The organism is Rhodococcus sp. 15-649-2-2 (genome assembly GCF_002258645.1).
Lineage (GTDB): Bacteria > Actinomycetota > Actinomycetes > Mycobacteriales > Mycobacteriaceae > Rhodococcoides.
Genome location: NZ_NPFM01000026.1, coordinates 57,056 through 79,757 on the forward strand (window position 1 = coordinate 57,056; position 22,702 = coordinate 79,757).

At 63.4% G+C, this 22,702-nt stretch carries 24 protein-coding genes; 10 read left to right on the top strand and 14 right to left on the bottom strand.

Annotated features, from left to right (window positions below; genetic code table 11):
- Window positions 1-28 precede the first annotated feature (28 nt).
- The 3 genes from CH305_RS16855 to CH305_RS16865 all read right to left on the bottom strand — a co-directional run bounded on the left by CH305_RS16855 (window position 29) and on the right by CH305_RS16865 (window position 2,603).
- Window positions 29-511, bottom strand: coding sequence for a hypothetical protein (locus tag CH305_RS16855; protein WP_094704317.1), 483 nt, complete (start codon window positions 509-511; stop codon window positions 29-31).
- A 22-nt stretch (window positions 512-533) separates the two neighbouring features.
- On the bottom strand, window positions 534-1,061 hold the full coding sequence (locus CH305_RS16860) for a flavin reductase family protein (protein WP_218828598.1): 528 nt from the start codon (window positions 1,059-1,061) through the stop codon (window positions 534-536).
- Between the two features lie 117 nt (window positions 1,062-1,178).
- On the bottom strand, window positions 1,179-2,603 hold the full coding sequence (locus CH305_RS16865; RefSeq protein WP_094704408.1) for an NtaA/DmoA family FMN-dependent monooxygenase: 1,425 nt from the start codon (window positions 2,601-2,603) through the stop codon (window positions 1,179-1,181).
- Between the two features lie 619 nt (window positions 2,604-3,222).
- On the opposite strand from CH305_RS16865, the gene CH305_RS16870 reads away from it, so the two are divergent.
- Window positions 3,223-5,460: an NADP-dependent isocitrate dehydrogenase gene (locus CH305_RS16870; RefSeq protein WP_094704319.1), complete on the top strand. Its 2,238-nt coding sequence runs from the start codon at window positions 3,223-3,225 to the stop codon at window positions 5,458-5,460.
- 173 nt (window positions 5,461-5,633) lie between these two features.
- On the opposite strand, the gene CH305_RS16875 is transcribed toward CH305_RS16870, so the two are convergent.
- Window positions 5,634-6,458, bottom strand: a complete 825-nt coding sequence (locus tag CH305_RS16875) for an adenylate/guanylate cyclase domain-containing protein (RefSeq protein ID WP_179278319.1) — start codon at window positions 6,456-6,458, stop codon at window positions 5,634-5,636.
- Window positions 6,455-7,435, bottom strand: a complete 981-nt coding sequence (locus CH305_RS16880) for a GlxA family transcriptional regulator (protein WP_094704320.1) — start codon at window positions 7,433-7,435, stop codon at window positions 6,455-6,457. Before CH305_RS16880 ends, CH305_RS16875 begins: the two co-directional genes overlap by 4 nt.
- 125 nt (window positions 7,436-7,560) lie before the next feature.
- On the opposite strand from CH305_RS16880, the gene CH305_RS16885 reads away from it, so the two are divergent.
- Genes CH305_RS16885 through CH305_RS16900 form a run of 4 tightly spaced genes read left to right on the top strand, consistent with a single transcriptional unit; the run spans window position 7,561 to window position 10,299 of the window.
- Window positions 7,561-8,193, top strand: coding sequence for an isochorismatase family protein (locus CH305_RS16885; protein WP_094704321.1), 633 nt, complete (start codon window positions 7,561-7,563; stop codon window positions 8,191-8,193).
- 20 nt (window positions 8,194-8,213) lie between these two features.
- Window positions 8,214-8,636: a hypothetical protein gene (locus CH305_RS16890; RefSeq protein WP_179278320.1), complete on the top strand. Its 423-nt coding sequence runs from the start codon at window positions 8,214-8,216 to the stop codon at window positions 8,634-8,636.
- A 12-nt stretch (window positions 8,637-8,648) separates the two neighbouring features.
- Window positions 8,649-9,620, top strand: a complete 972-nt coding sequence (locus CH305_RS16895; protein ID WP_094704322.1) for an alpha/beta fold hydrolase — start codon at window positions 8,649-8,651, stop codon at window positions 9,618-9,620.
- Between the two features lie 22 nt (window positions 9,621-9,642).
- Window positions 9,643-10,299 (top strand): nitroreductase family protein, encoded by a 657-nt coding sequence (locus CH305_RS16900; RefSeq protein WP_094704411.1) that lies wholly within the window; start codon window positions 9,643-9,645, stop codon window positions 10,297-10,299.
- Between the two features lie 22 nt (window positions 10,300-10,321).
- Here the strand turns inward: CH305_RS16900 and CH305_RS16905 are convergent, their stop codons facing one another.
- From CH305_RS16905 to CH305_RS16915, 3 genes are all read right to left on the bottom strand, one after another.
- The gene (locus CH305_RS16905; RefSeq protein WP_094704412.1) at window positions 10,322-10,612 is read right to left on the bottom strand and encodes a DUF1330 domain-containing protein; all 291 of its coding nucleotides are present in this window, start codon (window positions 10,610-10,612) and stop codon (window positions 10,322-10,324) included.
- A gap of 62 nt (window positions 10,613-10,674) precedes the next feature.
- Window positions 10,675-11,319: a response regulator transcription factor gene (locus tag CH305_RS16910; RefSeq protein ID WP_094704323.1), complete on the bottom strand. Its 645-nt coding sequence runs from the start codon at window positions 11,317-11,319 to the stop codon at window positions 10,675-10,677.
- Window positions 11,310-12,530, bottom strand: coding sequence for a sensor histidine kinase (locus tag CH305_RS16915; RefSeq protein WP_094704413.1), 1,221 nt, complete (start codon window positions 12,528-12,530; stop codon window positions 11,310-11,312). Before CH305_RS16915 ends, CH305_RS16910 begins: the two co-directional genes overlap by 10 nt.
- Window positions 12,531-12,704: 174 nt before the next feature.
- Between CH305_RS16915 and CH305_RS16920 the strand changes: the two genes are divergently transcribed.
- Window positions 12,705-13,361: a DedA family protein gene (locus CH305_RS16920; RefSeq protein ID WP_094704324.1), complete on the top strand. Its 657-nt coding sequence runs from the start codon at window positions 12,705-12,707 to the stop codon at window positions 13,359-13,361.
- Window positions 13,362-13,422: 61 nt separating this feature from the next.
- Here CH305_RS16920 and CH305_RS16925 read toward each other — a convergent pair whose 3' ends face one another.
- The 3 genes from CH305_RS16925 to CH305_RS16935 all read right to left on the bottom strand — a co-directional run bounded on the left by CH305_RS16925 (window position 13,423) and on the right by CH305_RS16935 (window position 16,433).
- Complete coding sequence (locus CH305_RS16925) at window positions 13,423-14,490, bottom strand: ParB/Srx family N-terminal domain-containing protein (protein WP_094704325.1); 1,068 nt, start codon at window positions 14,488-14,490, stop codon at window positions 13,423-13,425.
- Window positions 14,491-14,628: 138 nt separating this feature from the next.
- Window positions 14,629-15,855 (bottom strand): MFS transporter, encoded by a 1,227-nt coding sequence (locus tag CH305_RS16930; protein ID WP_094704326.1) that lies wholly within the window; start codon window positions 15,853-15,855, stop codon window positions 14,629-14,631.
- 47 nt (window positions 15,856-15,902) lie between these two features.
- Entirely contained in the window at window positions 15,903-16,433 is a 531-nt protein-coding gene (locus tag CH305_RS16935; protein ID WP_094704414.1) for a GNAT family N-acetyltransferase, read from the bottom strand.
- A gap of 116 nt (window positions 16,434-16,549) precedes the next feature.
- Between CH305_RS16935 and CH305_RS16940 the strand changes: the two genes are divergently transcribed.
- Genes CH305_RS16940 through CH305_RS16955 form a run of 4 tightly spaced genes read left to right on the top strand, consistent with a single transcriptional unit; the run spans window position 16,550 to window position 20,354 of the window.
- The gene (locus CH305_RS16940) at window positions 16,550-17,410 is read left to right on the top strand and encodes an ABC transporter permease (RefSeq protein ID WP_094704327.1); all 861 of its coding nucleotides are present in this window, start codon (window positions 16,550-16,552) and stop codon (window positions 17,408-17,410) included.
- A gap of 3 nt (window positions 17,411-17,413) precedes the next feature.
- Window positions 17,414-18,133: an ABC transporter ATP-binding protein gene (locus tag CH305_RS16945; RefSeq protein ID WP_094704328.1), complete on the top strand. Its 720-nt coding sequence runs from the start codon at window positions 17,414-17,416 to the stop codon at window positions 18,131-18,133.
- Window positions 18,134-18,169: 36 nt separating this feature from the next.
- Window positions 18,170-19,216, top strand: a complete 1,047-nt coding sequence (locus CH305_RS16950; RefSeq protein WP_094704329.1) for an ABC transporter substrate-binding protein — start codon at window positions 18,170-18,172, stop codon at window positions 19,214-19,216.
- A 28-nt stretch (window positions 19,217-19,244) separates the two neighbouring features.
- Window positions 19,245-20,354 (top strand): LLM class flavin-dependent oxidoreductase, encoded by a 1,110-nt coding sequence (locus CH305_RS16955; RefSeq protein ID WP_094704330.1) that lies wholly within the window; start codon window positions 19,245-19,247, stop codon window positions 20,352-20,354.
- A 22-nt stretch (window positions 20,355-20,376) separates the two neighbouring features.
- Here the strand turns inward: CH305_RS16955 and ribA are convergent, their stop codons facing one another.
- From ribA to CH305_RS16970, 3 genes are read right to left on the bottom strand one after another with little or no spacing between them, the layout of a single operon-like run.
- Complete coding sequence (gene ribA, locus CH305_RS16960) at window positions 20,377-21,603, bottom strand: GTP cyclohydrolase II (RefSeq protein WP_094704331.1); 1,227 nt, start codon at window positions 21,601-21,603, stop codon at window positions 20,377-20,379.
- Window positions 21,603-22,100, bottom strand: a complete 498-nt coding sequence (locus CH305_RS16965) for a flavin reductase family protein (protein WP_094609850.1) — start codon at window positions 22,098-22,100, stop codon at window positions 21,603-21,605. Before CH305_RS16965 ends, ribA begins: the two co-directional genes overlap by 1 nt.
- Window positions 22,097-22,603, bottom strand: a complete 507-nt coding sequence (locus CH305_RS16970) for an NADPH-dependent FMN reductase (RefSeq protein ID WP_094609851.1) — start codon at window positions 22,601-22,603, stop codon at window positions 22,097-22,099. Before CH305_RS16970 ends, CH305_RS16965 begins: the two co-directional genes overlap by 4 nt.
- Window positions 22,604-22,702 lie beyond the last annotated feature (99 nt).

Consider the following 22,702-nt stretch of genomic DNA (forward strand, 5'->3'; position numbering starts at 1 on the left):
CAACCTCGACCGTGGCGGTCGTCGCGCGTCAGGCCGTTCTGCGGTACGTCGATTCGCAGTGGGCTGCCCTGGTGTGCAGCATCGGCAGGACCTCGTTGAGGAGGGAGCATTCGAGTTCGGCGCGATGAGTGTCGAGCAGGGGAACGATCGTCACCCCGTCTGCCACGTGTGCTGCCTCGATGTCGGCGATGAGTCCGGCCAGACCCGACGGTGTGCCGATGTAACAGACGGTCCTGGGGGCGTGGACTCGTGCGTCGGCCAGTTCCGTGCGCGCTGTTCTCGCGTCGTGCGCTATGTGAACCGCGACGTCGAGAACGACCGACGGCGCATCTGTCCGGTGCTCACGGTCGTTGTGCGCTGCACGCAGGCGGGCTCGGGCGAGCTGGGCCGTGGCGAGGTCATCTGCCTGGATGTGAACGGTCTCGGTGACCGGTGGGTCGGTCAGCCACCGTGGATTCGACTGGTCGGTCGGTGTGAGAGACAGTGCGACAGCCATATTCGTGGTGAGCATGAGGGGTCCGTTCGCGTCGAGGTCAGTGGGTGGGTTCGGGTGGGGTCAGGGACCGCAGGGTGGATCCGTGCCATACGAGGGGTTCGGTGCTCGGGTCGCTGCCCATGCGGTGCACCTCCATCAGCACGACGTCGTGGTCGCCGGCTCGAATCTCGCTGTGGATGCTGCACTCGAGGTGTGCTGCGGCACCGCCGATGAAATGCGCTTGGGTCTCGGAGGTGAACGAGTCGATCCCGTCGAATCGATTTCCGGACTTCGAGGACAGCTGACCGACCGAGGACCGATGGAGTCCACTGAGCACGGACACCCCGAGGCTCGGCGCTCTGCGCAGCCTCGGCCAGGTGGTCGAGGTGTGCTGCACGGCGAACAGCACGAGGGGCGGGTCGGCGGAGATCCCGACCTGAAAGGAGGACGCCACGAGACCGACCGGCACGCCGTCGATGACGGCCGACAACATGACGATGCCCGACGGAAACAGTGCGAAGGTTTTTCGAAGCAGGCTCGCGTCGTCGGAGACGTCGACTAGCGAGAGTGAGGGTGGTGTTGCCATCCGGGTCATGTGTGACCGCCGTTCTGAGTGCTTGGGGGTGGTCGAGCGGGGGATGGCCGCCGAGTGCGGCCATCCCCCGTCCGGAGGAGAGCGATGTGTGAGAGCTGCGGCGACGTGTCAGACGCCCGCGGTGACCCAGTCGACGTGTGTTCCGCCCGTGCCACTGACCTCGGCGTCGCGCACGAAGGCACCTCGGTACTTGGCCGCGGCGTGCCGATCGGGGAGCTGAGGGCCGATCTCCGGGAACATGCGTTCGCGCAACGTGCCGGATCCGTATTCCTTCTGCGCGAGTCCACGTTCCTGCAGCACCGGGATGACGTAGTCGACGAAGTCCTCCGCCGACTGTGGGAAGTACTGGATGATCTGGTTGATGCCGTCCACGCCCGCGTCCTGCCACTGCTCGAGCTGATCCGCGATCTGCTCGGGGGTGCCCACCATGCGGCTGGCGTAGGAGAGGGCCCCGACGAGATCGGAGACCTTGGCCTTCTGTCCGTTGTTGGAGTCCTCGAACATGCGGGCGTACCCCTGCACTCCGGACATCGAGGTCTGCTCGATCGGCATGTCCGGGTCCAGGCCGGACACGTCGATGCCCATGTCGCGGCCGATGTGTGCGGCCAGGCCTCGATAGCTGATGTCCTCGTCGATCTCGGCGGACTTGCGCCACGCCTCTTCCTCGGTGGACCCGACGACGAAGGAGAAGCCCTGGATGAACTTGAGGTCGCCTGCGTTTCGGCCGGCAGTCACTGTTTCCTTGCGCTGCTCGGCAATGCCCTTGCGAGCTCCCTCGATTGTCGGATACACGACGAACGTGGCCTCGGCGTGACGAGATGCGAACTCGCGTCCCACTTTCGACGATCCGGCTTGATACATGACCGGTGTGCGCTGCGGGGACGGGGACGCCATGTGTGGGCCGAGGACCTTGTAACGCTCTCCCTGGTGGTAGATCCGGTGAATCTTGTCGGCATCGGCGTAGACCCCGGCTTCGCGATCTGCGAGCACCGCGCCGTCGTCCCACGATCCTTCCCACAGCTTGTAGACGACCTTCATGTACTCGTCGGCCCAGCGGTATCGCTCGTCGTGCTCGACGATCTTGTCGAAGCCGAAGTTCTGCGCGGCCGAGTGGGTGGCGCTGGTGACGATGTTCCACCCGATTCGCCCCTTGCTCAGGTGGTCCATCGTCGACATCTTGCGAGCGAAGCTGAAGGGGTGCTCGGTGAGGATCGAGCTGGTGAACGTCAGTCCGAGGTTGTCGGTCGCCCCGATGAGAGCAGCGCAGAGAGCAGCCGGGTCGTGGCAGGGCATGTGTAGTCCCTCCTCGATGTACGCGTTCCACTTGCCCTCGTACGCGGGATCGATCCCGACGACGTCCGCCAGGAACAGGGCGTCGTACTTGCCGCGTTCGAGCGTCTTGGCGAGGTCGACCCACGTATCGAGGGTGTCGAAGTGCACCTGGGTGGTTTTCGGATTGCGCCACAGACCGTGATAGGTGTGCGAGACGGTATTCATCTGGAATGCGTTGAAGATCATTCGATTGCGTGTCATGGAGAGAAATGTAAACAGCGCTTGTGTCGCATCCATTAAACGCGGAATCGGTTGCGTTTCCATCACCTCACCGGTACTTCCAGTGGGCAGTGAGGGGGAAGGGATCACCGAATATGTTGTGATGCAACATGATTGGTAGGCCAGCGTTGGGACTGACTTTCGTGAAAAGGGCATGCGAAAGCCGCACCCTGCTCGTGTTTTTCGGCAGATGTGCGGCGTTCTATCGGGAATGTGCATCCCGGATAATCGGGTTACGGAAAGTCGGTTTCGATCGGTGCAAGGGCCTGTTTTGCCGAGCCTGTTGTCGGAGGAATTCTTTCTCGTGGATTTGCGTGCGCTCGGCTTGCGGGGGCGGTCGTGGGGGTGTGCGCTCCATGTTGCCCCCGCAGTGCGGTGTCTCGATTGTAAGAATCGGCCATCTTTTTGTACCGGTGCGCCATGCCAGTCGATCCGGGCCTGGAGAGGTGGGTCTGCCGACCTGCGGAACTGCTACTGGTCGGTAACTTTGGCGCGTGGATGGAGTGATACCCCACTGCCCCGCACAGCAGCAGATTCGAAGATTAAAGTCGAGGTTGGACGCATCCAAAAGACGACGTTGAAACTGAGGCAAAGGCGAAACATGACAGCGAAGAAGCCGACCATCATTTACACCCTGACCGACGAGGCGCCCATGTTGGCGACTCACGCGTTTCTGCCGGTCATACGTTCTTTCGCCAGCGCGGCCGAGATCAACGTCGAGTCGAGTGACATCTCCGTTGCCAACCGCATCCTCGCCGAGTTCCCCGATTACCTCAACGAAGACCAGCGAGTGACCGACAACCTCGCCGAGCTGGGCAAGCTGACACAGCTGCCCGAAACCAACATCATCAAGCTGCCGAACATCAGCGCTTCGGTGCCGCAGTTGCTCGCTGCCGTCAAGGAGCTGCAGGACAAGGGCTACGCGATCCCCGACTTCCCCGGCAACCCGAAGACCGACGAAGAGCGCGAGATCCGCGACCGGTACACCAAGTGCCTCGGCAGCGCGGTCAATCCTGTTCTGCGTGAAGGAAACTCGGATCGCCGCGCGCCGAAGGCCGTCAAGGAGTTCGCGCGCAAGCACCCGCACAGCATGACCGAGTGGTCGATGGCGTCGCGCACCCACGTCGCGCACATGCGCGAGGGCGATTTCTACCACGGAGAGAAGTCGACCGTGGTCGACGGCGACCGCGAGGTCAAGATGGAGCTGCTGCCCGCCGATGGCGAGCCGATCGTGCTCAAGGAGAAGGTCTCGCTCACCGACGGTGACGTCATCGACTCGATGTTCATGAGCAAGAAAGCGCTTCTCGATTTCTACGAGGCCGAGATGCAGGATGCCTACGAGACCGGCGTCATGCTATCGCTGCACGTCAAGGCGACGATGATGCGGGTTTCGCACCCGATCGTCTTCGGCCATGCCGTTCGCGTGTTCTACAAGGACGCGTTCGCCAAGCACAACGAGATCTTCGAAGAGCTCGGCGTCAACGTCAACAACGGCTTGTCGGACCTGTACACCAAGATCGAGACGCTGCCGGCGTCCAAGCGTGACGAGATCATCGAAGATCTGCACAAGTGTCACGAGACCCGTCCGGAGCTCGCGATGGTCGACTCCGCTCGCGGCATCTCGAACTTCCACTCGCCCAGCGACGTCATCGTCGACGCATCCATGCCCGCGATGATCCGCGCCGGCGGCAAGATGTGGGGAGCGGACGGGCGTCCCAAGGACACCAAGGCCGTGAACCCCGAGTCGACCTTCTCCCGGATCTACCAGGAGATGGTGAACTTCTGCAAGACCAATGGCCAGTTCGATCCGACGACGATGGGCACCGTTCCCAACGTCGGCTTGATGGCGCAGAAGGCAGAGGAGTACGGCTCGCACGACAAGACCTTCGAGGTACCGAAGGCAGGCGTCGCGAACATCACCGACAAGGCCACCGGCGAGGTGCTGCTGACGCAGACCGTCGAAGAGGGCGACATCTGGCGTCTGTGCATCGTCAAGGATGCCCCGATCCAGGACTGGGTCAAGCTCGCCGTGACGCGCGCGCGTGAATCCGGCATGCCGGTCGTCTTCTGGCTCGACCCGTACCGCCCGCACGAGAACGAGCTCATCGGCAAGGTGCGCAAGTACCTGAAGGATCACGACACCGACGGCCTCGACATCCAGATCATGTCGCAGGTTCGTGCCATCCGGTACACGATGGAGCGTCTGGTCCGCGGACTCGACACCATCTCCGCGACGGGCAACATCCTGCGTGACTACCTCACCGACCTGTTCCCGATCCTCGAACTCGGCACCAGCGCCAAGATGCTCTCCATCGTTCCTCTGATGGCAGGCGGCGGACTGTACGAGACGGGCGCAGGCGGATCGGCTCCCAAGCACGTCAAGCAGCTCATCGAGGAGAACCACCTGCGCTGGGATTCGCTGGGTGAATTCCTGGCTCTGGCAGTCAGCCTCGAAGACCTCGGCACCAAGACCGGCGACGTCAAGGCGACCATCCTCGCCAAGGCACTCGACTCCGCCACCGGCAAGCTGCTCGAGAACAGCAAGGGCCCGTCGCGTTCCACCGGTGAACTCGACAACCGTGGCAGCCAGTTCTACCTCGCGCTGTACTGGGCGCAGGAACTCGCCGAGCAGACCGAGGACGCCGAACTGGCCAAGCACTTCGGCGCACTGGCGAAGACGTTGGCAGACAACGAAGAGAAAATCGTCGCCGAGCTCAACGAGGTCCAGGGCAAGGCAGTCGACATCGGCGGCTACTACTACCCGGACCCCGAAGCCACGGCCGCTGTGATGCGTCCGTCGAAGACCTTCAACGAGGCTCTGGAGTCGGCAAAGCAGTAGTTCTTTCTGGCTCACCCCTTCATGGAATGAATGGTCCATTCACGCGCTCAGACGTTGTGAATGGGCCATTCATTCGTATTGGGGTGTAACAACACTCGGGTTGACCGCCCACCCCGGTTTGGGATCAATGCGACTTTCACGCGCTCAGACGTTGTGAATGGGCCATTCATTCCTTAAGTGACCTCGGCAGCCGGCAACACGGGCAACGCCACCGGATACAACTGGAAACTTCCGCTCATTCCTTTGAGTTCGACGTCGCGGGGCGTCCCGAGGTTCAGGTCGTGCGCCGCGCCGATGGCATTGCGGACCGGTTCACTGACCAGGATTTCGCCACCGTCGGCTTGGTTTGCCACTCGTGCCGCCATCGCGACGTTGAGACCGAACAGGTCGTCACCTCGGCGCACCGAGCTGCCCACATGGACGCCCATTCGGACGCGGATGCGGTCCCACCGATCGGGGTTCTCCAAGAGCGCTTCCTGCACCTTCACTCCGCAGCGCACCGCCTGCGCTGGGTCAGAAAAAGCGATCATGTATCCGTCGCCCTGGCTCTTCACCACGTGACCGCCGTGGTCGTCGACGTGTTTGCGGATCAACTTGTTGTGCTTTTCGAGCAGCTTCACCCAGCCGCGGTCGCCCAGTTCCTCGTTGCGTGCGGTCGACCCCTCGATGTCGGAGAACATCACCACGATGTCGCCGTCGGCGGTCATGCGTGCCAGATCAGGGCGTTCCACCTTCGCCCAGCCGGCGAGATCCTCGACGGAGTTCCGCACTGTTGCGCTGAAGCCCTTGTTGATGAGTAGGTCCGTGGTGTGGAAGGCGGTTCTGATAGCGAAGGGAACCAGGCCGCGTCGCTTACGGCGTTGCTGCGATTCGAGAGCGCGGTCGAGTGCTCGGCGCGTGTGCTTCAACTGTCGGCGCGAGACGATCAAGACCACGCCGAGCGCAATGATAGCGGCGAGCTCTACTCCGGCAACTATCCACAGGATCACGTCGCTCATCCTTGCCTGTCGACCGCACCTGTGGGCGCACAACCGACGGCGAATTGCCGTCGATATGCCGTCGGTGTCACCGCGAATGCCGAGCGGAAGTTCTGACGCAGAGTGACAGCGCTGCCGAATCCGCACAGGGCAGCGATGTTCTCGATACTGCGATCGGTCGTTTCGAGCAGGCTTCGCGCTTCCTCGAGACGTTTGTCCAGCACCCAGCGAGCGGGAGTGGACCCTGTCTCGAGCTGAAACTGACGGATGAAGCTGCGCCTGCTCATGCGCGCGTGTTCGGCCAGTCGCTCGATGGGCAACGCCTCGTCCAGTCGTTCGAGTACCCAGCTCTGTACGTCGGCGATCGCAGTATCTCCGGATGCCTCGATGACCGGCCGTTCGATGTATTGCGCCTGACCGCCGTCGCGATGCGGTGCGACCACCAAACTGCGGGCCACCCGCGTCGCCGCAGCCGAACCGAGGTGCTTGCGCACGATGTGGAGGCAGGAATCGATCGACGACGCGGTTCCCGCTGAGGTCATCACGTCGCCGTGGTCGATGTATAGAACCGACTCGTCGACGCCGGCGTGTGCGTTTCGCTCCCGCAGTTCGGTCATCTTGGTCCAGTGCGTGACGGCGGGGCGGCCGGCCAGCAATCCAGTATCTGCGACGGCGAACGAACCGAGACACAGACCCGCGATCTCTGCGCCTCGGGTATGAGCTCCGCGGAGTGCCTTCGAGAAGTCAGTGCCTATGTGGGGCAACGACTCCGGCCACGACGTCACGATGACGATATCGGCCCAGTCGACAGTGTCAGGACCCGCGATCTCACCGATCGGAAACCCCTCTTCGGTGCGGATTGCGCCTGGTTCGTCGGACCACACTCGCGTCTCCCAGTCCGCGGCGAGGCCGAGTCGGGTCACCTCGCCGAACACCATCAACGGCGCGGCGAGGTGAAACATCGTGATTCCGTCGAACACGTAGAGCGCTATTCGCATGGCCGGCTCCGATCTCGAACGTTGGCGCAAATCAATCGAAAGTATGCATCCGTGCCACTCGTGAACGCAAGGTCGGTGCCGAAGTATGAGTCTCGACCGAGAACGTCACTTGAAGGAGAACGCCCATGACTGCACCGCGTAGAGCCCTCATCGTCATCGATGTCCAGCAGGAATACTTCGAGGGAGTTCTGAAGATTCAGTACCCGCCGCGAGACGAGTCGTTGGCCAACATCGTCCGCGCGATCGAAGCGGCTGCGGCGCAGGATCTTCCCGTTGCGATCGTGCAGCACGAGATGCCCGAGGGTGCACCGGCCTTCGTGAAGGGCACCCCGACGTACGAGCTCCACCCCGACATTCAGGCCGTCGTGCAGCCATCCTTCGAGCGGGTCGAGAAGAAGTACAGCAGCGTGTTCGCCGGCACCGGTGTCGCGAAGTGGTTGCAGAACAACAACGTCGACACTGTCACCATCGTCGGATACATGACCAACAACTGCGACCTCGCCTCCAGCGCGGACGCCGAAGCGCTGGATCTGACCGTCGAAATTCTGTCCGACGCCACCGGCGCGATCAACCTCTCCAACGAGGCGGGCACCGTCTCGGGCGAACAACTGCACAAGGCATTGATGGTGCTCTACCAGTCGAACTTCGCAGCGGTGGCCACGACAGATCAGTGGATCGACGCCGCCAAGAACGGAAACGGGCTCACCGCAAACAATCTGGTGGTCTCGGCAGCTCAGGGCAACGACGCAGTGGCCTGACGATCGGTACCCTGGCGGCGGTGACGTCACGTGCGATAACGAACCAGACGCTCGGTGCGTGGGTAATCAAGTGCAATCCGCACAAGACCGATCTGGCACCGATGGTCGAAGCCGGACGTGCGCACGAGCATTGGTGTGTGGCCGACAATTATCGAACGCGCCTGATGGCACCCGGGCAACCCGTTCTGTTCTGGGTCAGTAGCCATCCGCGACGCGGGATCTGGGGTGCGGGTCGATTGACCGGCACCCCGGTCCCCGGCTCGCAGTGGAAGATCTCGACGAACATCGCGCTGTTCGACGAGCCCATTCTCGCGTCGGATATTCAGTTGGTCGAGGAGCTGTCGATGCTCGAGGTGTTCCGCTCACCGCAGCAATCCAACCCCTCCTGGGTCGACGCCACCGCATGGGCTGCAATTCGTCCGATGCTGCCGGTCATCCAGTGATGTGATGGCGGTATGACACTGGAGGACGAGCCGACACTGCACGGAATGTTGGATGTAGGGGATGGGCAGCGAATCTACTGGGAGCAATGGGGTCCTTCCGGCGGCGTCCCGGCGGTCTACCTGCACGGCGGACCAGGCGGGACCCTGAACGAGAGCCAGTTTCGTCGACACTTCGACCTGTCCCGTGTTCGCGCAGTCGGATTCGAGCAGCGCGGGTGCGGACGGTCCGCTCCGCACGCGTCGGATCCCTCGATGTCGTTGGCTACCAACACCACTGCGCACCTGATCGCCGATATAGAAGCCCTGCGTGAGCACCTCGGCATCGACGCCTGGATCGTCAACGGCGCGTCCTGGGGATCCACCCTCGCCGTCGCCTACGCCCTTGCGCATCCGACGCGTGTCCTCGGCATTGTCTTGTGCGCCGTCACTACGACCGGTCGTGAAGAGGTCGACTGGATCACCGAGGGCGTCGGCGCGATCTTCCCCGAGGCGTGGGATCGTTTCGCCACGTTCGCCGAGCAGGCCGGCGTCGGCTATCGCCGCGGGCACGGTCGAATCGTCGACGCCTACGACCGTCTGTTGAATTCATCCGACCTTGCACTGCGCGACAGCGCATCCCGAGAATGGGCATTGTGGGAAGACGTCCACATTTCGATCGGCACCGGCGGTATCCGACGCGATCCCAGGTGGGAGGATGACCGGTTCCGCCTGGCCTTCGTGCGGCTGGCCACGCATTACTGGTCGCACGACGGGTTCTGCGATCCGCCTCTGCTCGATCGTGCCGGCGGTCTACGCGATGTCCCGGGCGTCCTGATCCACGGCCGACTCGACGTATCCGGACCCGCCCTCACTGCGTGGCGTCTGCACCGGAAGTGGCCCGGATCGACACTCGTCGTCGACGAGGGTGACGGGCACGGGGGCAGGTCCATGGCCGCGCAGTGGGACGCTGCGAACGAGGAACTGGTCGATCGGGCCCAGAGGTGACCGCATGGTGCATGATCGAGAGGTGACTTCCTTTCCGATTGTCGATCTGACTCCCGACGAACTGCTGACCACGACGCGCACCGTCCGCAAGCGCCTGGACCTGACGCGGCCGGTGCCGATGGAGCTGATCAAGGAATGTCTGGAGATCGCGCTGCAGGCACCGTCCGGCTCGAACAAGCAGGGGTGGCAGTGGATCGTCGTCACCGATCCTGATCTTCGTGCCCGCATCGGTTCGATCTACGGCGAATTGTTCGCCGCATATCAAGCGTCGAAGCATTCCGCATCGGCCTTGTTCGCCGACGATCCGGAACGCGCATCGGTGCAGAAGCGCGTCGGAGACAGTGCCGGATGGCTCGGCGAGCACATGGGTGAAGTTCCGGTGCTGCTGATTCCGTGCATCCAGGCCGGTAAGACGCTTCCGGCCGGTAATCAAGCGGGGCTGTGGGGTTCGCTGCTACCTGCGGTGTGGAACTACGCCTTGGCCGCACGCGCTCGTGGCCTCGGAACGGCCTGGACGACAATCCATCTCGCGAAGGAAGCCGAGATCTCCGAGCTACTCGGCATCCCCGAGGGATTCCACCAGGGTGCGCTCATTCCAACGGCGTACTACACGGGTGAGACGTTCAAGGTCGCTCCGCGGGATCCGATCGAGACGGTTCTGCACGTCGATCGCTGGTAGACGCACCGGCCCGGCGCAGCCATCAGACGAGCGTCTCCACGTGAATTATCTCGGTTCTCGCCACCGCCCGGCGATGGACATCGGCGAGTGCAAGCCGCTCGGGGTCCTCCAAGTAGGCTTTCAAGGCCGAATCGTCCGGCAGGTGGATGACCTGTACCTCGAGTGGTCCGTCGCCCGCGTCGACGCGGCGAACCCTGCTTACCACTTCGCCGCCGTACTTCGGAATCAGGTCCAGCACCGTGTCCTCGTAGCGGGTGAGAGCTTCTTCCTGTCCGTCCGACGCCCACAGCAGCACACACAGTTTCAGGTTCATGACGCGAGAGGGTACCGGAAGCACGTACCAGGACTCGCTCGGTAACGCCTGCCCCACCGACATCATGTGCGCAGGTAGGCCACCACAGCCATGACGCGTCGGCTAATACCGGTGGAGTTCGCCAATCCGAGTTTGTCGAACACAGCGTTGATGTGTTTTTCGACCGAGCTCACCGAGATGTACAGATCAGCCGCTATTCGAGCGTTGGTGAGCCCTTGCGCCATCAGCTCGAGAACATCGCGCTCTCGGGGAGTAAGTCGTTCGAGTGGATTCGATCGGGTCGTGCGTGACAGCAGCTGGCGCACCACTTCCGGGTCGAAGGCGGTCCCTCCGTCCGCAACTCTTTCCAGGGCGTCCAGAAACTCGTCGACCTGCGCGACGCGGTCTTTCAACAGATAACCGACCTTGCCTCCGGATCCACTGATCAGCTCTGCTGCGTAACGGTTTTCGACGTACTGGGAAAGCACGAGAACCGCCACCTCGGGCCATCGATCGCGAATGGTCAGTGCCGCTTGCAGTCCCTCGTCGCTGTGATCTGGAGGCATTCGGACGTCGGTGACGACGATGTCCGGACGATCCCGTTCCACGGCAGCCAAGAGCGCGTCGGCGTCGCCTACGGACGCGATCACGTCGTGGCCTTCCTCGGCGAGCAGACGAACCAGTCCCTCACGCAGCAGCGTCGAGTCCTCGGCAACGATCACCCGCATGGGACGCTCGCCATCACGACGGTCGGGCCGCCGTCCGGGCTGTGCACGGTCAGGGTGCCGTCCACGGCCGCGACGCGGCGGGCCAGCCCGGACAAGCCGGTACCGGACGGATCGGCCCCGCCGGGACCGTCATCGGTGATGGTCGCGAGAGCGCGGTCGAACTTCTGGTGAGTGACGTTGACCTCCAACAGTTTCGGGAAGGCGTGTTTGGCTGCGTTGGTCACAGCCTCCGAGATGACGAAATAGAGGACCGCCTCCACAGCGGGCCGTAGTCTCTCCGTCAGTTCGTAGGTGAGTCGGACGGGAACACTGGCGCGCTCGGCCATCGTCTCGACAGCTGCGCGCAGGCCGTCCTTGTCGAGCGCGATCGGGTACACCCGGTTGGCGACCTCGCGTAGCTCGCTGATCGCCCCCTGCGATGTTGCCTGGGCTTGAGCGAGCAGCTCGTGCACCTTGTCGGGTTCGTCGGCCCGGCGGGCCCGGCCGATGAGCATCCCCAGAGCAATCAATTGCTGCTGTACACCGTCGTGCAGATCGCGCTCGATGCGGCGGCGTTCGTCGTCGATGGCATCGACAACGTGATCGCGGCTGCTCGTCAGTTCGGCAACCCGCTGATGCAGCAACCGATCCGACTGCCGGCCCAGTACCTGGATGACGAACCAGCGGTCCAGCGATCCCACCCCGGCCACGCCGACGGCCGCGACGAAGATCAAGAGGATCCCAGGTACGGCCGCGACCGCTACGAGTCCACCGTCGACGCGGTCGGAGTTCTCGATCAGGCCCCAGCTGCCATTCAGGATCCACGCCGAGATCATCGAGCCGGCCACGACGAGACAGAGCATCAGAAGAAGGACCACGCCGATTCCGAGTAGTCCGATAGACCAGCGCATCCCGAGATACCAGCGGCAACGTCGAGGGGTCGCCGCATCCGTGTGCACCGTGCCATGAAAGCGAGTGATTCGACGAATCTCCAACTCGGACAACGCCAGTGTGCTCTCATCGACTGCCCTCCGAAGTGGCGTTCCCCAGCGGCCGAGGATGCGCGCCAGAGTGAGGGCGAGTACTGCCGCAACCGAGAACAGCAGGGCCGCGATCGCCGTGAGGCTACCGAGCAGAACACCGACCAGCGCACCGAACCATTGCCGAAGAAGTGAGCTGACGGCAATGCGATCCGCCAGGTCAGGTGGATGTACGACGTCGTTTCCGGGCACTCGAGCAGCGTAGCGGGGTATGTGGCCGCTGATACTGCGGTAAACCGCAGGGTTTCGACGGGGAGTCCCCATGAATGGTCGACGGTTTTCCTCGATGTCCCCCAGTCGAAAGATTTCTAGCGTTCTCAGTGGCCGTCTCGACCGGAGACGTCACCAACGAACAGGGGAATGAATATGTCCAACTTGCTGATTGCCGCAACTGCTGAAACCGAGCAACTCGACGGGCTGGCCGGATGGGCGGTCGGCGTCATGGATGCGCTCGGCGGCCCCGGTGCCGCCGTTGTCGTCGGTGCCGACAATCTTTTCCCGCCGATCCCGAGCGAACTCGTTCTCCCACTTGCCGGGTTCTCGGCCAGTCAGGGAGTGTTCTCCTTCGGTGCCGCGCTCTTCTGGACCACGCTCGGCTCGGTCTTGGGCGCGGTCATCGTCTATGCGGTCGGTGCGCTCATCGGACGCGAGCGCACGCGAGCACTGGTGGCACGGATCCCACTGATCAAGGCCAGCGACTTCGACCGAACGGAAGCGTGGTTCGCGAAGCACGGCTCGAAGGCGGTGTTGCTGGGACGCATGGTCCCGCTGTTTCGCAGCTTCATCTCCCTGCCCGCCGGAATCGAGCGGATGGGAATGGTGAAGTTCCTCGTACTCACCACGATCGGCAGTCTGATCTGGAACACCATTTTCGTCACCGCGGGATATCAGCTCGGCGAGAACTGGCACGTGGTCGACGCGTATGCCGAAATCCTGCAGAAGATCGTCGTCATGACTGTCGTGATTGCTGTCGTCGTCTTCGTGGCCTTGCGGTTGCGGTCTCGCCGCCGGGCCGGTCTGTGACGACGCGGGCCCGGCGACATGACTTGGATCTACCGCGACGTGGAACTGACGCGACGTGGAACTAGCGGGGCAGTCTTAACTTGTACTGCAAGGCGTAGGCCAGTTTGCCGGGCTTGTCGTCCGAGTACGGTGCCGAGAGCTTCCCGAACTCGCCCTTGCCGGCTGCCTTCCCGTCGTTCCAGGCGTCCAGAGCGCCGAGTTCCGCTGCGGTCCGGCCACTGTCGATCACACTGTCTTTCGGGGCCGCGACCTGCGCGCGCGAGACCGACTCGACGGTGCTCAGGTAGCTCGCCAGGTTGTTGCTGTCCCAGCCGCTGATGTCGACTTCCGCCGAGTCGCGAACCCATGCACCCCAATAGAATTCCTGGAATGGGATGGTTCCGGGTGTGAAGCCGATGTCGCGGGCGAAGTACATCAGGCTGCGGTACTTGTCGTTCTGGAACTTGGCGAGGCCGACTCCCGACGGCAGTTGTTCCACTGGAACCTCGTTACCGTCGACGTCGTAGTTCCACACCCACTTCTCGGCTTTCATTCGCGCCCAGAAATCGGCGGTGCTCAGGTCACTGAGGTTCGCGACCACCCGCAGGCGGAGGTGCAGATTCGGTCCGCCGTCGGCTGTTTCGTAGAACGAGGTCAGTGTGTGGTGTCCGTCGGTCAGGTAAGGCACACCGCCCGGCCCGATGACGACAGTCTTCATCGGCGCGATGGTGTCGGGCGTTTCCTGGCCGACGGGGACGGTGCAGGTGAACGACGACGGATTGTCCAGTCGTGCATCGGGTAACGCGGAGGCGGCCTCTTCCTTGCCGTTGGCCTCGCACCAGTCGTCGAACTTCTTGTTGATCTCGTCCTTGCCGAGTGTGTATCGACCGAGCTTGTAATACACCTCGTCGTACCCGAGCGAGGGTTGCGTCGCACGCACTTCGCCGATCGGCAGATCGAGAAGCTCACCGGCTTCGGCACATTGGTAACCGAGGCCCGAAGACGATCCGGTCGGGATGAGGGCTGCGACCTGACACAGCGGCGACGCCGTCCGGGCCGGGGCGGCAGTGGCAACGGTGCCCATCGACGCGGATGCGAAAGAAATGAGTGCGAGTGTGCCCAGCAGGGCTGCTCTACGACGCGAGGTCATCCGTGAAACTCCTATGAGTTCGAGTGAAGTTCCCCGGAGACTGTCGCACTCCGGTCACCGGCCGATGTCGAGGAACCGAACGAAAGATGGTCGCGAAGTGAACGCGCTACTTCGCGGACACAGCACTGGGATGCTTGGTCAGAACTCGGCTTCAGGGTGTCGCAGTGGCGAGAATGCCACAATGGCTGCGGCGATGGTGAATACGACGATGACGCCGATCAGGGTCGGTCGTTCACCGATCACGCTGACCAACAGGCCCGCGATCACGGCACCGAGGGCGGCCATGGTGCGGTTGACGGAGCGCCTGGCTGCATTCACACGCCCGAGTAGCTCATCCGGAGTGAGCGCTTGCCAGTACCCCATCTCGTTCGCGTTCTCCGCGCCCGCCGCTAGGCCTTGCAGGCCCAGGGCTGCGAAAAGCAAAAAATGGCCGACCGTTGTGTCGGTTGCGAGGGCCACGAGAATCCAGGCGAGGGGATACAGCGTGCGGGCGAGGATGACTGCTCGACCCGAGCCGATTCGCTTGCCGAGCGTGTGGGCAATGGACGCTCCGAACAAGCTGGCAGCACCGAACGTCGTCAGCAGCAACCCGTAGGCGTAGGCGCTGAACCCGAGCGAGCGGAGCGCGAAGAGCGACAGCACGGTCAATGCGGCTCCGTTGGCGAGGAACCACACGTGTGTCGAGACAGCGAGCGGGTTGAGCGTGCGGTGGCGGTACGTGAACTTCAGACCGTCACGTACTTCGCCGATGAGGTTGCGGTCGTGAGCAGTAGGTCGAGCCTCGTCCACATCGAGACTCGAATTGAGTGCCGCATCGACGAGATAGCTGATGGCGTCGACGGCAATCACCAGGGGAGCGCCGAGCACTCCTACGAGTCCGCCTCCGATCGTCGGCCCCAATGTCGTTGCTGCCGCGTCGGCTTGGTCGAGTCGAGCATTCGCCTGCACCAGTTGACCGCGTGGTACCAACCGAGGCAGCAACGACTGCATCGCCGCGAATCCGAACACCGAGAAGGATCCGAACAAGAGCAACACGACGATCAGTACCCAGATGTGAAGTAGGCCTGCGAGCCACAAAAGCGGCACAGCGCCGAGCGTCAAGGCGCGGCCGACGCTGGCCCACACCAGAATCGGCTTGCGACGCCACCGATCGACGTACACCCCGGCGACCAACCCGAGTACCGCATATGGGATGAACTGTGCAGCGTTCACCACCCCGACCTCGAAGGGTGTCGCGTCCAGAAGCTGCACTACCAAGATGGGCATCGCAACCGCTGTCACCGACGAGCCGGCCGAGCTGATCACTGCGGCCGTCAGAAACCGGCGAAACGACGAACGACGGCCGGGCGTCGAGACGTCACTCACGGGTTCTGCTCACGGTGCCTCCGCACAACTCGGCCGGTCTGTGGTGGTCAGCGATCCCCGCGCAACATCGCGTAGACGAGGGTGTCGGTCCATTCACCCTTGCACCACCAGTTCTGGCGGAAGTGCGCTTCCTGACGCATCCCCACCCGCGCCGCCAACCGGGCCGACGCGTCGTTGCGTCCATCCAGCTGTGCGCTGACACGGTGGATCTGGGGTAGCGAGAATGCGTGCTCGATCAAAGCCCGTACCGCCTCGGTGGCGTATCCGCGGCCGGCCACAGTGGGGGAGAACGTCCACCCGAGTTCGACGAGAGCCGGTGACCCGTCGATCAACCACGCCTCGACGTTGCCCACCACAGTTCCCTCGTGTTCGACGACCATCGCGAGTGCCTGGGTGTGCAATCCGGTTCGCTTCATCCGTTTGCCCACTGCCGTAACCGCATCGGCGTGTGTCCACGCTTCGTGGAGCAGGTAGCGGCAGACTTCGGGGTCGCTGTAGTACGCGAGAATCCTGTCTGCGTCGTCGGGTTCGTACAGACGAAGGGTCAGGCGCTCGGTGTGGATGGGCTCGACAGTCATGTGTCCGATTCTGCCCGACTTGCATTCACGCTGATTCGAACCCTGGTCTCGGACCGGCATCGTGACCGATGGTGGTGAGTCGAACCTGCTCGTCATCAAGTGGAAGGCACGTGAATATGGTCGTGACGTCGTACGCCGCTCCCGCGGGACCCGTGGACACGCGTGTCAGCGACGTGAAGGGGGTCGGCCCGGCACCCGTTTCACCGAATCAGTCGGTGTGGCAGCGGTACCGATGGACCGTCCTGCGCGCCCTGTCGCCAGTCTTCCTCCTCGTCCTGTGGCAGATCGCCAGTGCTGCCGGAGTTCTCTCCGAGCGAGTGCTGCCCGCACCGTCCCTGATCTTCGACGCGGGCCTGGAATTGCTGCGCAACGGTGAATTGGCCGATGCCCTGGCCATTTCGGGAACACGCGTTGTTCAGGGGCTCGTGCTGGGCGGGGTGATCGGGGTGGCGCTCGGAGCACTCGTCGGGCTGTCCAAGCTCGCCGAGGCAACCGTCGACCCACCGCTGCAGATGCTGCGCGCCATTCCGCACCTCGGCCTCATCCCGCTGTTCATCCTGTGGTTCGGGATCGGCGAGACTCCGAAGATCCTGTTGGTTGCGTTAGGCGTCGCGTTTCCGCTGTACCTCAACACGTTCTCGGCGATCCGCCAGATCGATCGCGATTTCCTCGACACGGCCGTCGTACTCGGTTTCTCGTGGCGTCAGCGGTTCACCACGATCATCCTGCCCAGCATCGCCCCCCAACTGCTGGTGGGACTTCGGCAGTCGTTGGCCATCGCGTGGTTGTCGTTGATCGTTGCCGAGCAGATCAACGCCGAATCCGGGCTTGGCTACATCATCAACAATGCCCGGGACTTCCTGCGGCTGGACACCATCATCTTCGGGCTCGTCATCTACGCGCTGATGGGTATCGCCACCGACGGAATGGTGCGAGTCCTCGAAAAGCGCGCCCTCCGTTACCGATTGGATGCTTGATTCATGACTTCGACGACGACGTCCGTCGCCTCTCTGCGCGGAATCGACAAGTTCTACGGCTCCAGCCATGTGCTGCAAAGCGTCGACCTGTCCATCGAACGTGGCGAAATCGTCTCGCTGGTCGGACGATCCGGCTCCGGCAAGTCGACCATTCTGCGTGTCTTGGCAGGACTGTCCACGGACCACACGGGGGAGCGGCATGTCGCTGGACATCCCGCGGTGGCGTTCCAGGAGCCACGGCTGTTTCCGTGGCGGTCGGTCCGCCAGAATGTGTCCTACGGTCTGAACACCGCGGGCGTGACGGGCAACGAGGCACTGATCGCCGCGGATGCCACCCTCGACGAGGTAGGTCTCGCCGAGAAGCGGGACGCATGGCCACTCACACTGTCGGGCGGTCAAGCCCAGCGCGCAGCACTGGCGCGGGCGTTGGTGGGGGAGCCCGAACTGCTACTCCTCGACGAACCGTTCGGCGCGCTCGACGCACTCACGCGGCTCACCATGCAGTCACTCCTGCTCGATCTGTGGGGGCGGCACGGCTTCGGCATCCTGCTGGTCACCCACGATGTCGACGAAGCGATTGCGTTGGGGGACAGGGTGTTGGTGCTCGACGGCGGTGCCGTTGCCGACTCCGTCACGGTCGACCTGCCTCGTCCCCGCGACCGGGGAACACCCGGCTTCTCTCGTGTCCGAAACCACCTTCTCGGTGCCCTCGGCGTTCACTGAACCATCAATTCGACTGATAAGAAGGATCTTTCACGCATGTCGTCACTCGCTCGCCCCCGATCTCTGCGCGCTCTCGGCGTTCTCGCTGCCCTGTCGCTGACCGTCGTCGGCCTCACCGGTTGCGTCTCCCGTGGCAGCGACACTTCGACCTCCGAAGCCCCTGCACTCGTCTCCGACGACCAGCTCGCCACCGTGACACTGGACGTCGGCGACCAGAAGGGCGGCACCGAAGCTCTGCTTCGTGCGTCGGGTGAGCTCGACTCGGCTCCCTACGATGTCGCGTTCTCCACCTTCACTTCCGGCCCGCCGCAGGTGGAGGCCGCAACGGCCGGCCAGATCGACTTCGCGGTCACGGGTAACACGCCGCCGGTGTTCGGTGTCGCAGCCAATGCCCGCATTAAGGTCGTCTCCGCCTATACCAACGACGCGAGTGGGGACCAGATTCTCGTGCCGGCCGATTCGACTCTCGCGTCGTTCGCAGACCTGCGCGGAAAGAAGATCGCAGTGGGCAAGGGCAGTTCGGCGCACGGTCACGTGCTGCTGCAGTTGCAGAAGGCCGGTTTGACCACCGACGACGTTCAGCTGATCTTCCTCCAGCCCGCCGATGCGCTGACGGCATTCACCTCGGGCGAGGTCGATGCCTGGGCAATCTGGGATCCGTTCACCGCGATCGCGCAGGTCCAGAACGGGTCGAAGACGCTGACCACCGCCGAGGGCGTTGCCAACGGTTACGGCTTCGGTATTGCCTCGCAGCAGGCGCTGGACGATCCCGCGAAAAACACTGCCCTCCAGGACTTCGTGGTTCGTCTGGCCAAGGCGTCCGCATGGGCGGAAGCCAATCCGGCCGAGTGGGCGACGGCGTACTCCACGGCCGTCGGCATCGACCCGGCCGCGGGTGAATTGGCGCAGGGACGAAGCCAGCGACCCGCAATTGCTTTGGACAACACAGTGATCGAGTCCGAGCAGGCGCTCTTCGATGCGTTCGTCGAGAGCGGAAGTATCCCCGGCGGCAACACGTTCGCAGACTTCGTCGACACGCGCTACAACGACGCCATCGCCGGCGCGACCCTCTCCAGCAACTGACCAGCCACCACGTCGTAGGAGTTCGCTCGTGACCGCACGCATCTTCTGGTTCCTTCCCACCGCTGGCGACGGCCGCTCCATCGTCGGCGCGTCCCACGCATCCGGCAACCTCCGCGAACCGGCCGGGTTTCGACGCCCGTCGCTGCGCTACCTCACCGAGGTCGCTCAGGCCGCGGACCGACTCGATTTCGAGGGTGTGTTGACCCCGACGGGAACGTGGTGCGAGGACGCGTGGCTGACGACGGCCGCGTTGCTGCAGAGCACCCGACGGCTGAAGTTCCTCGTTGCTTTCCGCCCCGGCCTCACGCCGCCCACGTTGGCGGCGCAGCAGGCCGCGACCTTGCAGCGGTTCTCGGAAGGGCGGGTGCTGTTCAACATCGTCACCGGTGGCGACGACGTCGAGCAGCGTCGTTTCGGGGATTGGATCGACCACGATCGGCGCTACGCCCGCACCGACGAGTTCCTCGAACTGGTGCAACGCATTTGGACCGAGCCGTCGGTGGACCACGAGGGTGAGTTCTTCAAGGTCGCCGATGCGCGAGTGTCCGAAGCGCCGGATCCATTGCCGGAGTTCTGGTTCGGTGGTTCCTCCGAGCCGGCTCTGGCCGTGGCAGCCAAGCGTGTTCAGACGTACCTGACGTGGGGCGAGCCACCGGCCGACGCTCGCGCCAAGATCGAGAAGGTGCAGGCGCTCGCGGACGCCGAGGGCCGCAAGCTCACCTATGGCATTCGCCTGCACACCATCAGCCGCGACACGTCCGAAGAGGCCTGGGCAGTCGCGCAGAAGCTCCTCGACGAGCTCCCCGAGGATCAGGTGTCTGCGGCACACGCGCTGCACTCGTCGTCGCAGTCCGAGGGACAGAGGCGGATGGCCGCACTGCATGGCGGCAGCAAGGACTCTCTCGAGATCTACCCGAACCTGTGGGCCGGTGTCGGACTCGTTCGTGGCGGCGCGGGTACCGCTCTGGTCGGTTCACACGAGGAGGTCGCGAACCTGATCGGCGAATACCACGACGCCGGGTTCGACGAGTTCATCCTCTCGGGCTACCCGCATCTCGAGGAGGCGTATCACTTCGCCGAGGGAGTTCGTCCCATCCTCGACGCACGAGGAATCACCGTTCCGGCCCGCCGGGTGTAGTTCTCGGTTCGAGTGGGTGGGGCTACCAACCCTGGGCAACACTGCGGGGGAGCAGGTGGCCCATGTGAGCTCGCTTGGTTTCGAGGTAGTGAATGTTCGCCTGCGCCGCACCCACGACGATCGGTAAGCGGGTACTGACATCGACACCGTGCGCTTCGAGGCCGCGAATCTTGTCCGGGTTGTTCGTCAGCAATCGGACGGTCGTCAGGCCGAGATCGTGCAGAATGGCTGCCGCACCGCCGTATTCGCGTCCGTCGGCAGGCTCGTCGAGTTCGAGGTTGGCCTGCACGGTGTCGAATCCCTCGTCCTGAAGTCGGTATGCGGCAAGCTTTTTCAGCAACCCGATTCCGCGACCTTCGTGACCGCGGAGGTAGACGAGTACGCCTCCTTCGTTGGCGATCCGCTCGAGAGCGGTGGTGAGTTGTGGGCCGCATTCGCAGCGCTGCGACAGGAACGATTCGCCGGTCAGACACTCCGAGTGAACGCGAACCATGGCGTCGTTGCGGACATCTCCCGAGACGAGCGCCACGTGCTCGGCGCCGGTTTCGAGGTCGAGGTAGCCGAACATCCGGAACTCGCCGTGCGGTGTCGTGAGAACGGTCTCCACGATTCGTTCCACACGAGCGGGGACGGCCACCGGCGCGGGATCGACCAGCCGGCGATAAGCGATGAGTTCCTCGATGGTCAGTACCGGCAGATGCATGCGAGAGCCGAGGCGTTCGATCTCATGGAATTGCATCATCGAACCGTCGTCGGCGACGAGTTCGGCAATCACACCTACCGCGGGAAGCCCGGCGAGCGCACACAGGTCGACGGCGGCTTCGGTATGACCCGGCCGCTCGAGGACGCCACCGGGGCGTGCCCGGAGCGGTAGGACGTGGCCGGGACGGATGATGTCGGTGGCGACGGAACCGGGATCGGCCAAGACCTGCAGGGTCCTGGCTCGATCCGCTGCGCTGATTCCGGTGGTGATGCCCACGGCCGCATCGACAGTGACGGTGTAGGCGGTCTTCTTCGGGTCCTGATTGTTCGACACCATCGGCGGTAACTCCAGGGCGTCCGCGCGGGCGTCACTCATCGGAGCGCACAGCAGGCCCGAGGTGTTGCGGACGGTCCACGCCGTCCACGCAGGAGTGACCCGGTCGGCCGCGAGGATGACGTCGCCCTCGTTCTCGCGATCTGCCGAGTCGGTGACGAACACCGGCTTTCCTGCTCGCAGCGCATCCAGGGCATGCTCGACGGCACTCATCACAGATCCACAGCGAGGCGTCGGAACTTACTGCCGTGGAACACTATCGGTGCGATACCGTCCTTGATTTCGAGCTCGTTGATGCGCATCAGCACGATGTCGTGGTCACCGGCAGTAATCTGCTCGGTCACGGTGGCGTCGAGCCACATGCTCGCACCGTCGATGAAGACTGCACCGTCATCGGTCGTCGTCGTGGTCAATCCCTCGAAGCGGTTGCCTGTCTTCTGCGCGAGGGTTCGTGCGGCGACGTCGTGGAGCTCACCGAGCACGCTGATACCGATGCGCGGTGCTGCTGCGAACTTGGGCCACGTCGTCGAGGTGTCCTGTACGCAGAAGGCGACGAGAGGCGGATCGATCGATACCGCAACGAAACTGCTTGCGGCCATGCCGATCTTGACCCCGTCGATCTCGGCGCAGACGGCGACGACACCACTGGGAAACTGCCCGAACGCGTTTCGTAGAACGGACTGGTCGAGGCTTGTGGTGGTCAGGGTCATGATGCATCCGTTCGGGTTCGGGCCACGGCGACGATGGTGTCGCCCCAGCGTGAGACGTAGTCGGCGATAAGAGAATCGGTGGTGTAGGTGGAATCGATCAGGTAGAGCCCGGGGGCGGGGGTGATCGCGCCCAGTTCGACCAGAACGTGCTTGAGAAACAGATCCGGTGCCATCGCATGAGCGGGCCCGGCACCCAACATGAGCGGAACGGCAACGACATTCTGCAGGCCGGTGCCTCCGGCAAATTGATCGAGGAACAGCTTCAGTACGCCGGTGTATGTCGCCTTGAACGTCGGACTGGCGAAGACGACGAGGTCCGACGAAGAGACGGATTCGACTGCAGCCTTCACTGCCGGATCGCCCCAGCCGAGCAGACCGGCCCCGAGGGTGATCACGTCGATGGTCTCTCCGGGTTCACCCGTCAGTGCGGTTGCGAGAACATGCGCTGCGTCGAGTGTGCGCGACTCGGGTTTCGGATTGCCTGCTACTACAGTGATTTTCATTGGTGAACCTATTCTTCGAGGCGATGACATCAGCCAACACCAGGCGCGTGACGGTCGTGACACCCCATCGTTGCGGAACCATTGCGCCGCTCGCAAGGG

Excerpts from the sequence above, each read along its gene's own strand:
- CH305_RS16855 (WP_094704317.1), bottom strand. The coding sequence starts at position 511 with ATGCTCACCACGAATATGGCTGTCGCACTGTCTCTCACACCGACCGAC.
- CH305_RS16860 (WP_218828598.1), bottom strand. The coding sequence starts at position 1,061 with ATGGCAACACCACCCTCACTCTCGCTAGTCGACGTCTCCGACGACGCG.
- CH305_RS16865 (WP_094704408.1), bottom strand. The coding sequence starts at position 2,603 with ATGACACGCAATCGAATGATCTTCAACGCATTCCAGATGAATACCGTC.
- CH305_RS16870 (WP_094704319.1), top strand. The coding sequence starts at position 3,223 with ATGACAGCGAAGAAGCCGACCATCATTTACACCCTGACCGACGAGGCG.
- CH305_RS16875 (WP_179278319.1), bottom strand. The coding sequence starts at position 6,458 with ATGAGCGACGTGATCCTGTGGATAGTTGCCGGAGTAGAGCTCGCCGCT.
- CH305_RS16880 (WP_094704320.1), bottom strand. The coding sequence starts at position 7,435 with ATGCGAATAGCGCTCTACGTGTTCGACGGAATCACGATGTTTCACCTC.
- CH305_RS16885 (WP_094704321.1), top strand. The coding sequence starts at position 7,561 with ATGACTGCACCGCGTAGAGCCCTCATCGTCATCGATGTCCAGCAGGAA.
- CH305_RS16895 (WP_094704322.1), top strand. The coding sequence starts at position 8,649 with ATGACACTGGAGGACGAGCCGACACTGCACGGAATGTTGGATGTAGGG.
- CH305_RS16905 (WP_094704412.1), bottom strand. The coding sequence starts at position 10,612 with ATGAACCTGAAACTGTGTGTGCTGCTGTGGGCGTCGGACGGACAGGAA.
- CH305_RS16910 (WP_094704323.1), bottom strand. The coding sequence starts at position 11,319 with ATGCGGGTGATCGTTGCCGAGGACTCGACGCTGCTGCGTGAGGGACTG.
- CH305_RS16920 (WP_094704324.1), top strand. The coding sequence starts at position 12,705 with ATGTCCAACTTGCTGATTGCCGCAACTGCTGAAACCGAGCAACTCGAC.
- CH305_RS16925 (WP_094704325.1), bottom strand. The coding sequence starts at position 14,490 with ATGACCTCGCGTCGTAGAGCAGCCCTGCTGGGCACACTCGCACTCATT.
- CH305_RS16935 (WP_094704414.1), bottom strand. The coding sequence starts at position 16,433 with ATGACTGTCGAGCCCATCCACACCGAGCGCCTGACCCTTCGTCTGTAC.
- CH305_RS16940 (WP_094704327.1), top strand. The coding sequence starts at position 16,550 with ATGGTCGTGACGTCGTACGCCGCTCCCGCGGGACCCGTGGACACGCGT.
- CH305_RS16945 (WP_094704328.1), top strand. The coding sequence starts at position 17,414 with ATGACTTCGACGACGACGTCCGTCGCCTCTCTGCGCGGAATCGACAAG.
- CH305_RS16950 (WP_094704329.1), top strand. The coding sequence starts at position 18,170 with ATGTCGTCACTCGCTCGCCCCCGATCTCTGCGCGCTCTCGGCGTTCTC.
- ribA (WP_094704331.1), bottom strand. The coding sequence starts at position 21,603 with ATGAGTGCCGTCGAGCATGCCCTGGATGCGCTGCGAGCAGGAAAGCCG.
- CH305_RS16965 (WP_094609850.1), bottom strand. The coding sequence starts at position 22,100 with ATGACCCTGACCACCACAAGCCTCGACCAGTCCGTTCTACGAAACGCG.
- CH305_RS16970 (WP_094609851.1), bottom strand. The coding sequence starts at position 22,603 with ATGAAAATCACTGTAGTAGCAGGCAATCCGAAACCCGAGTCGCGCACA.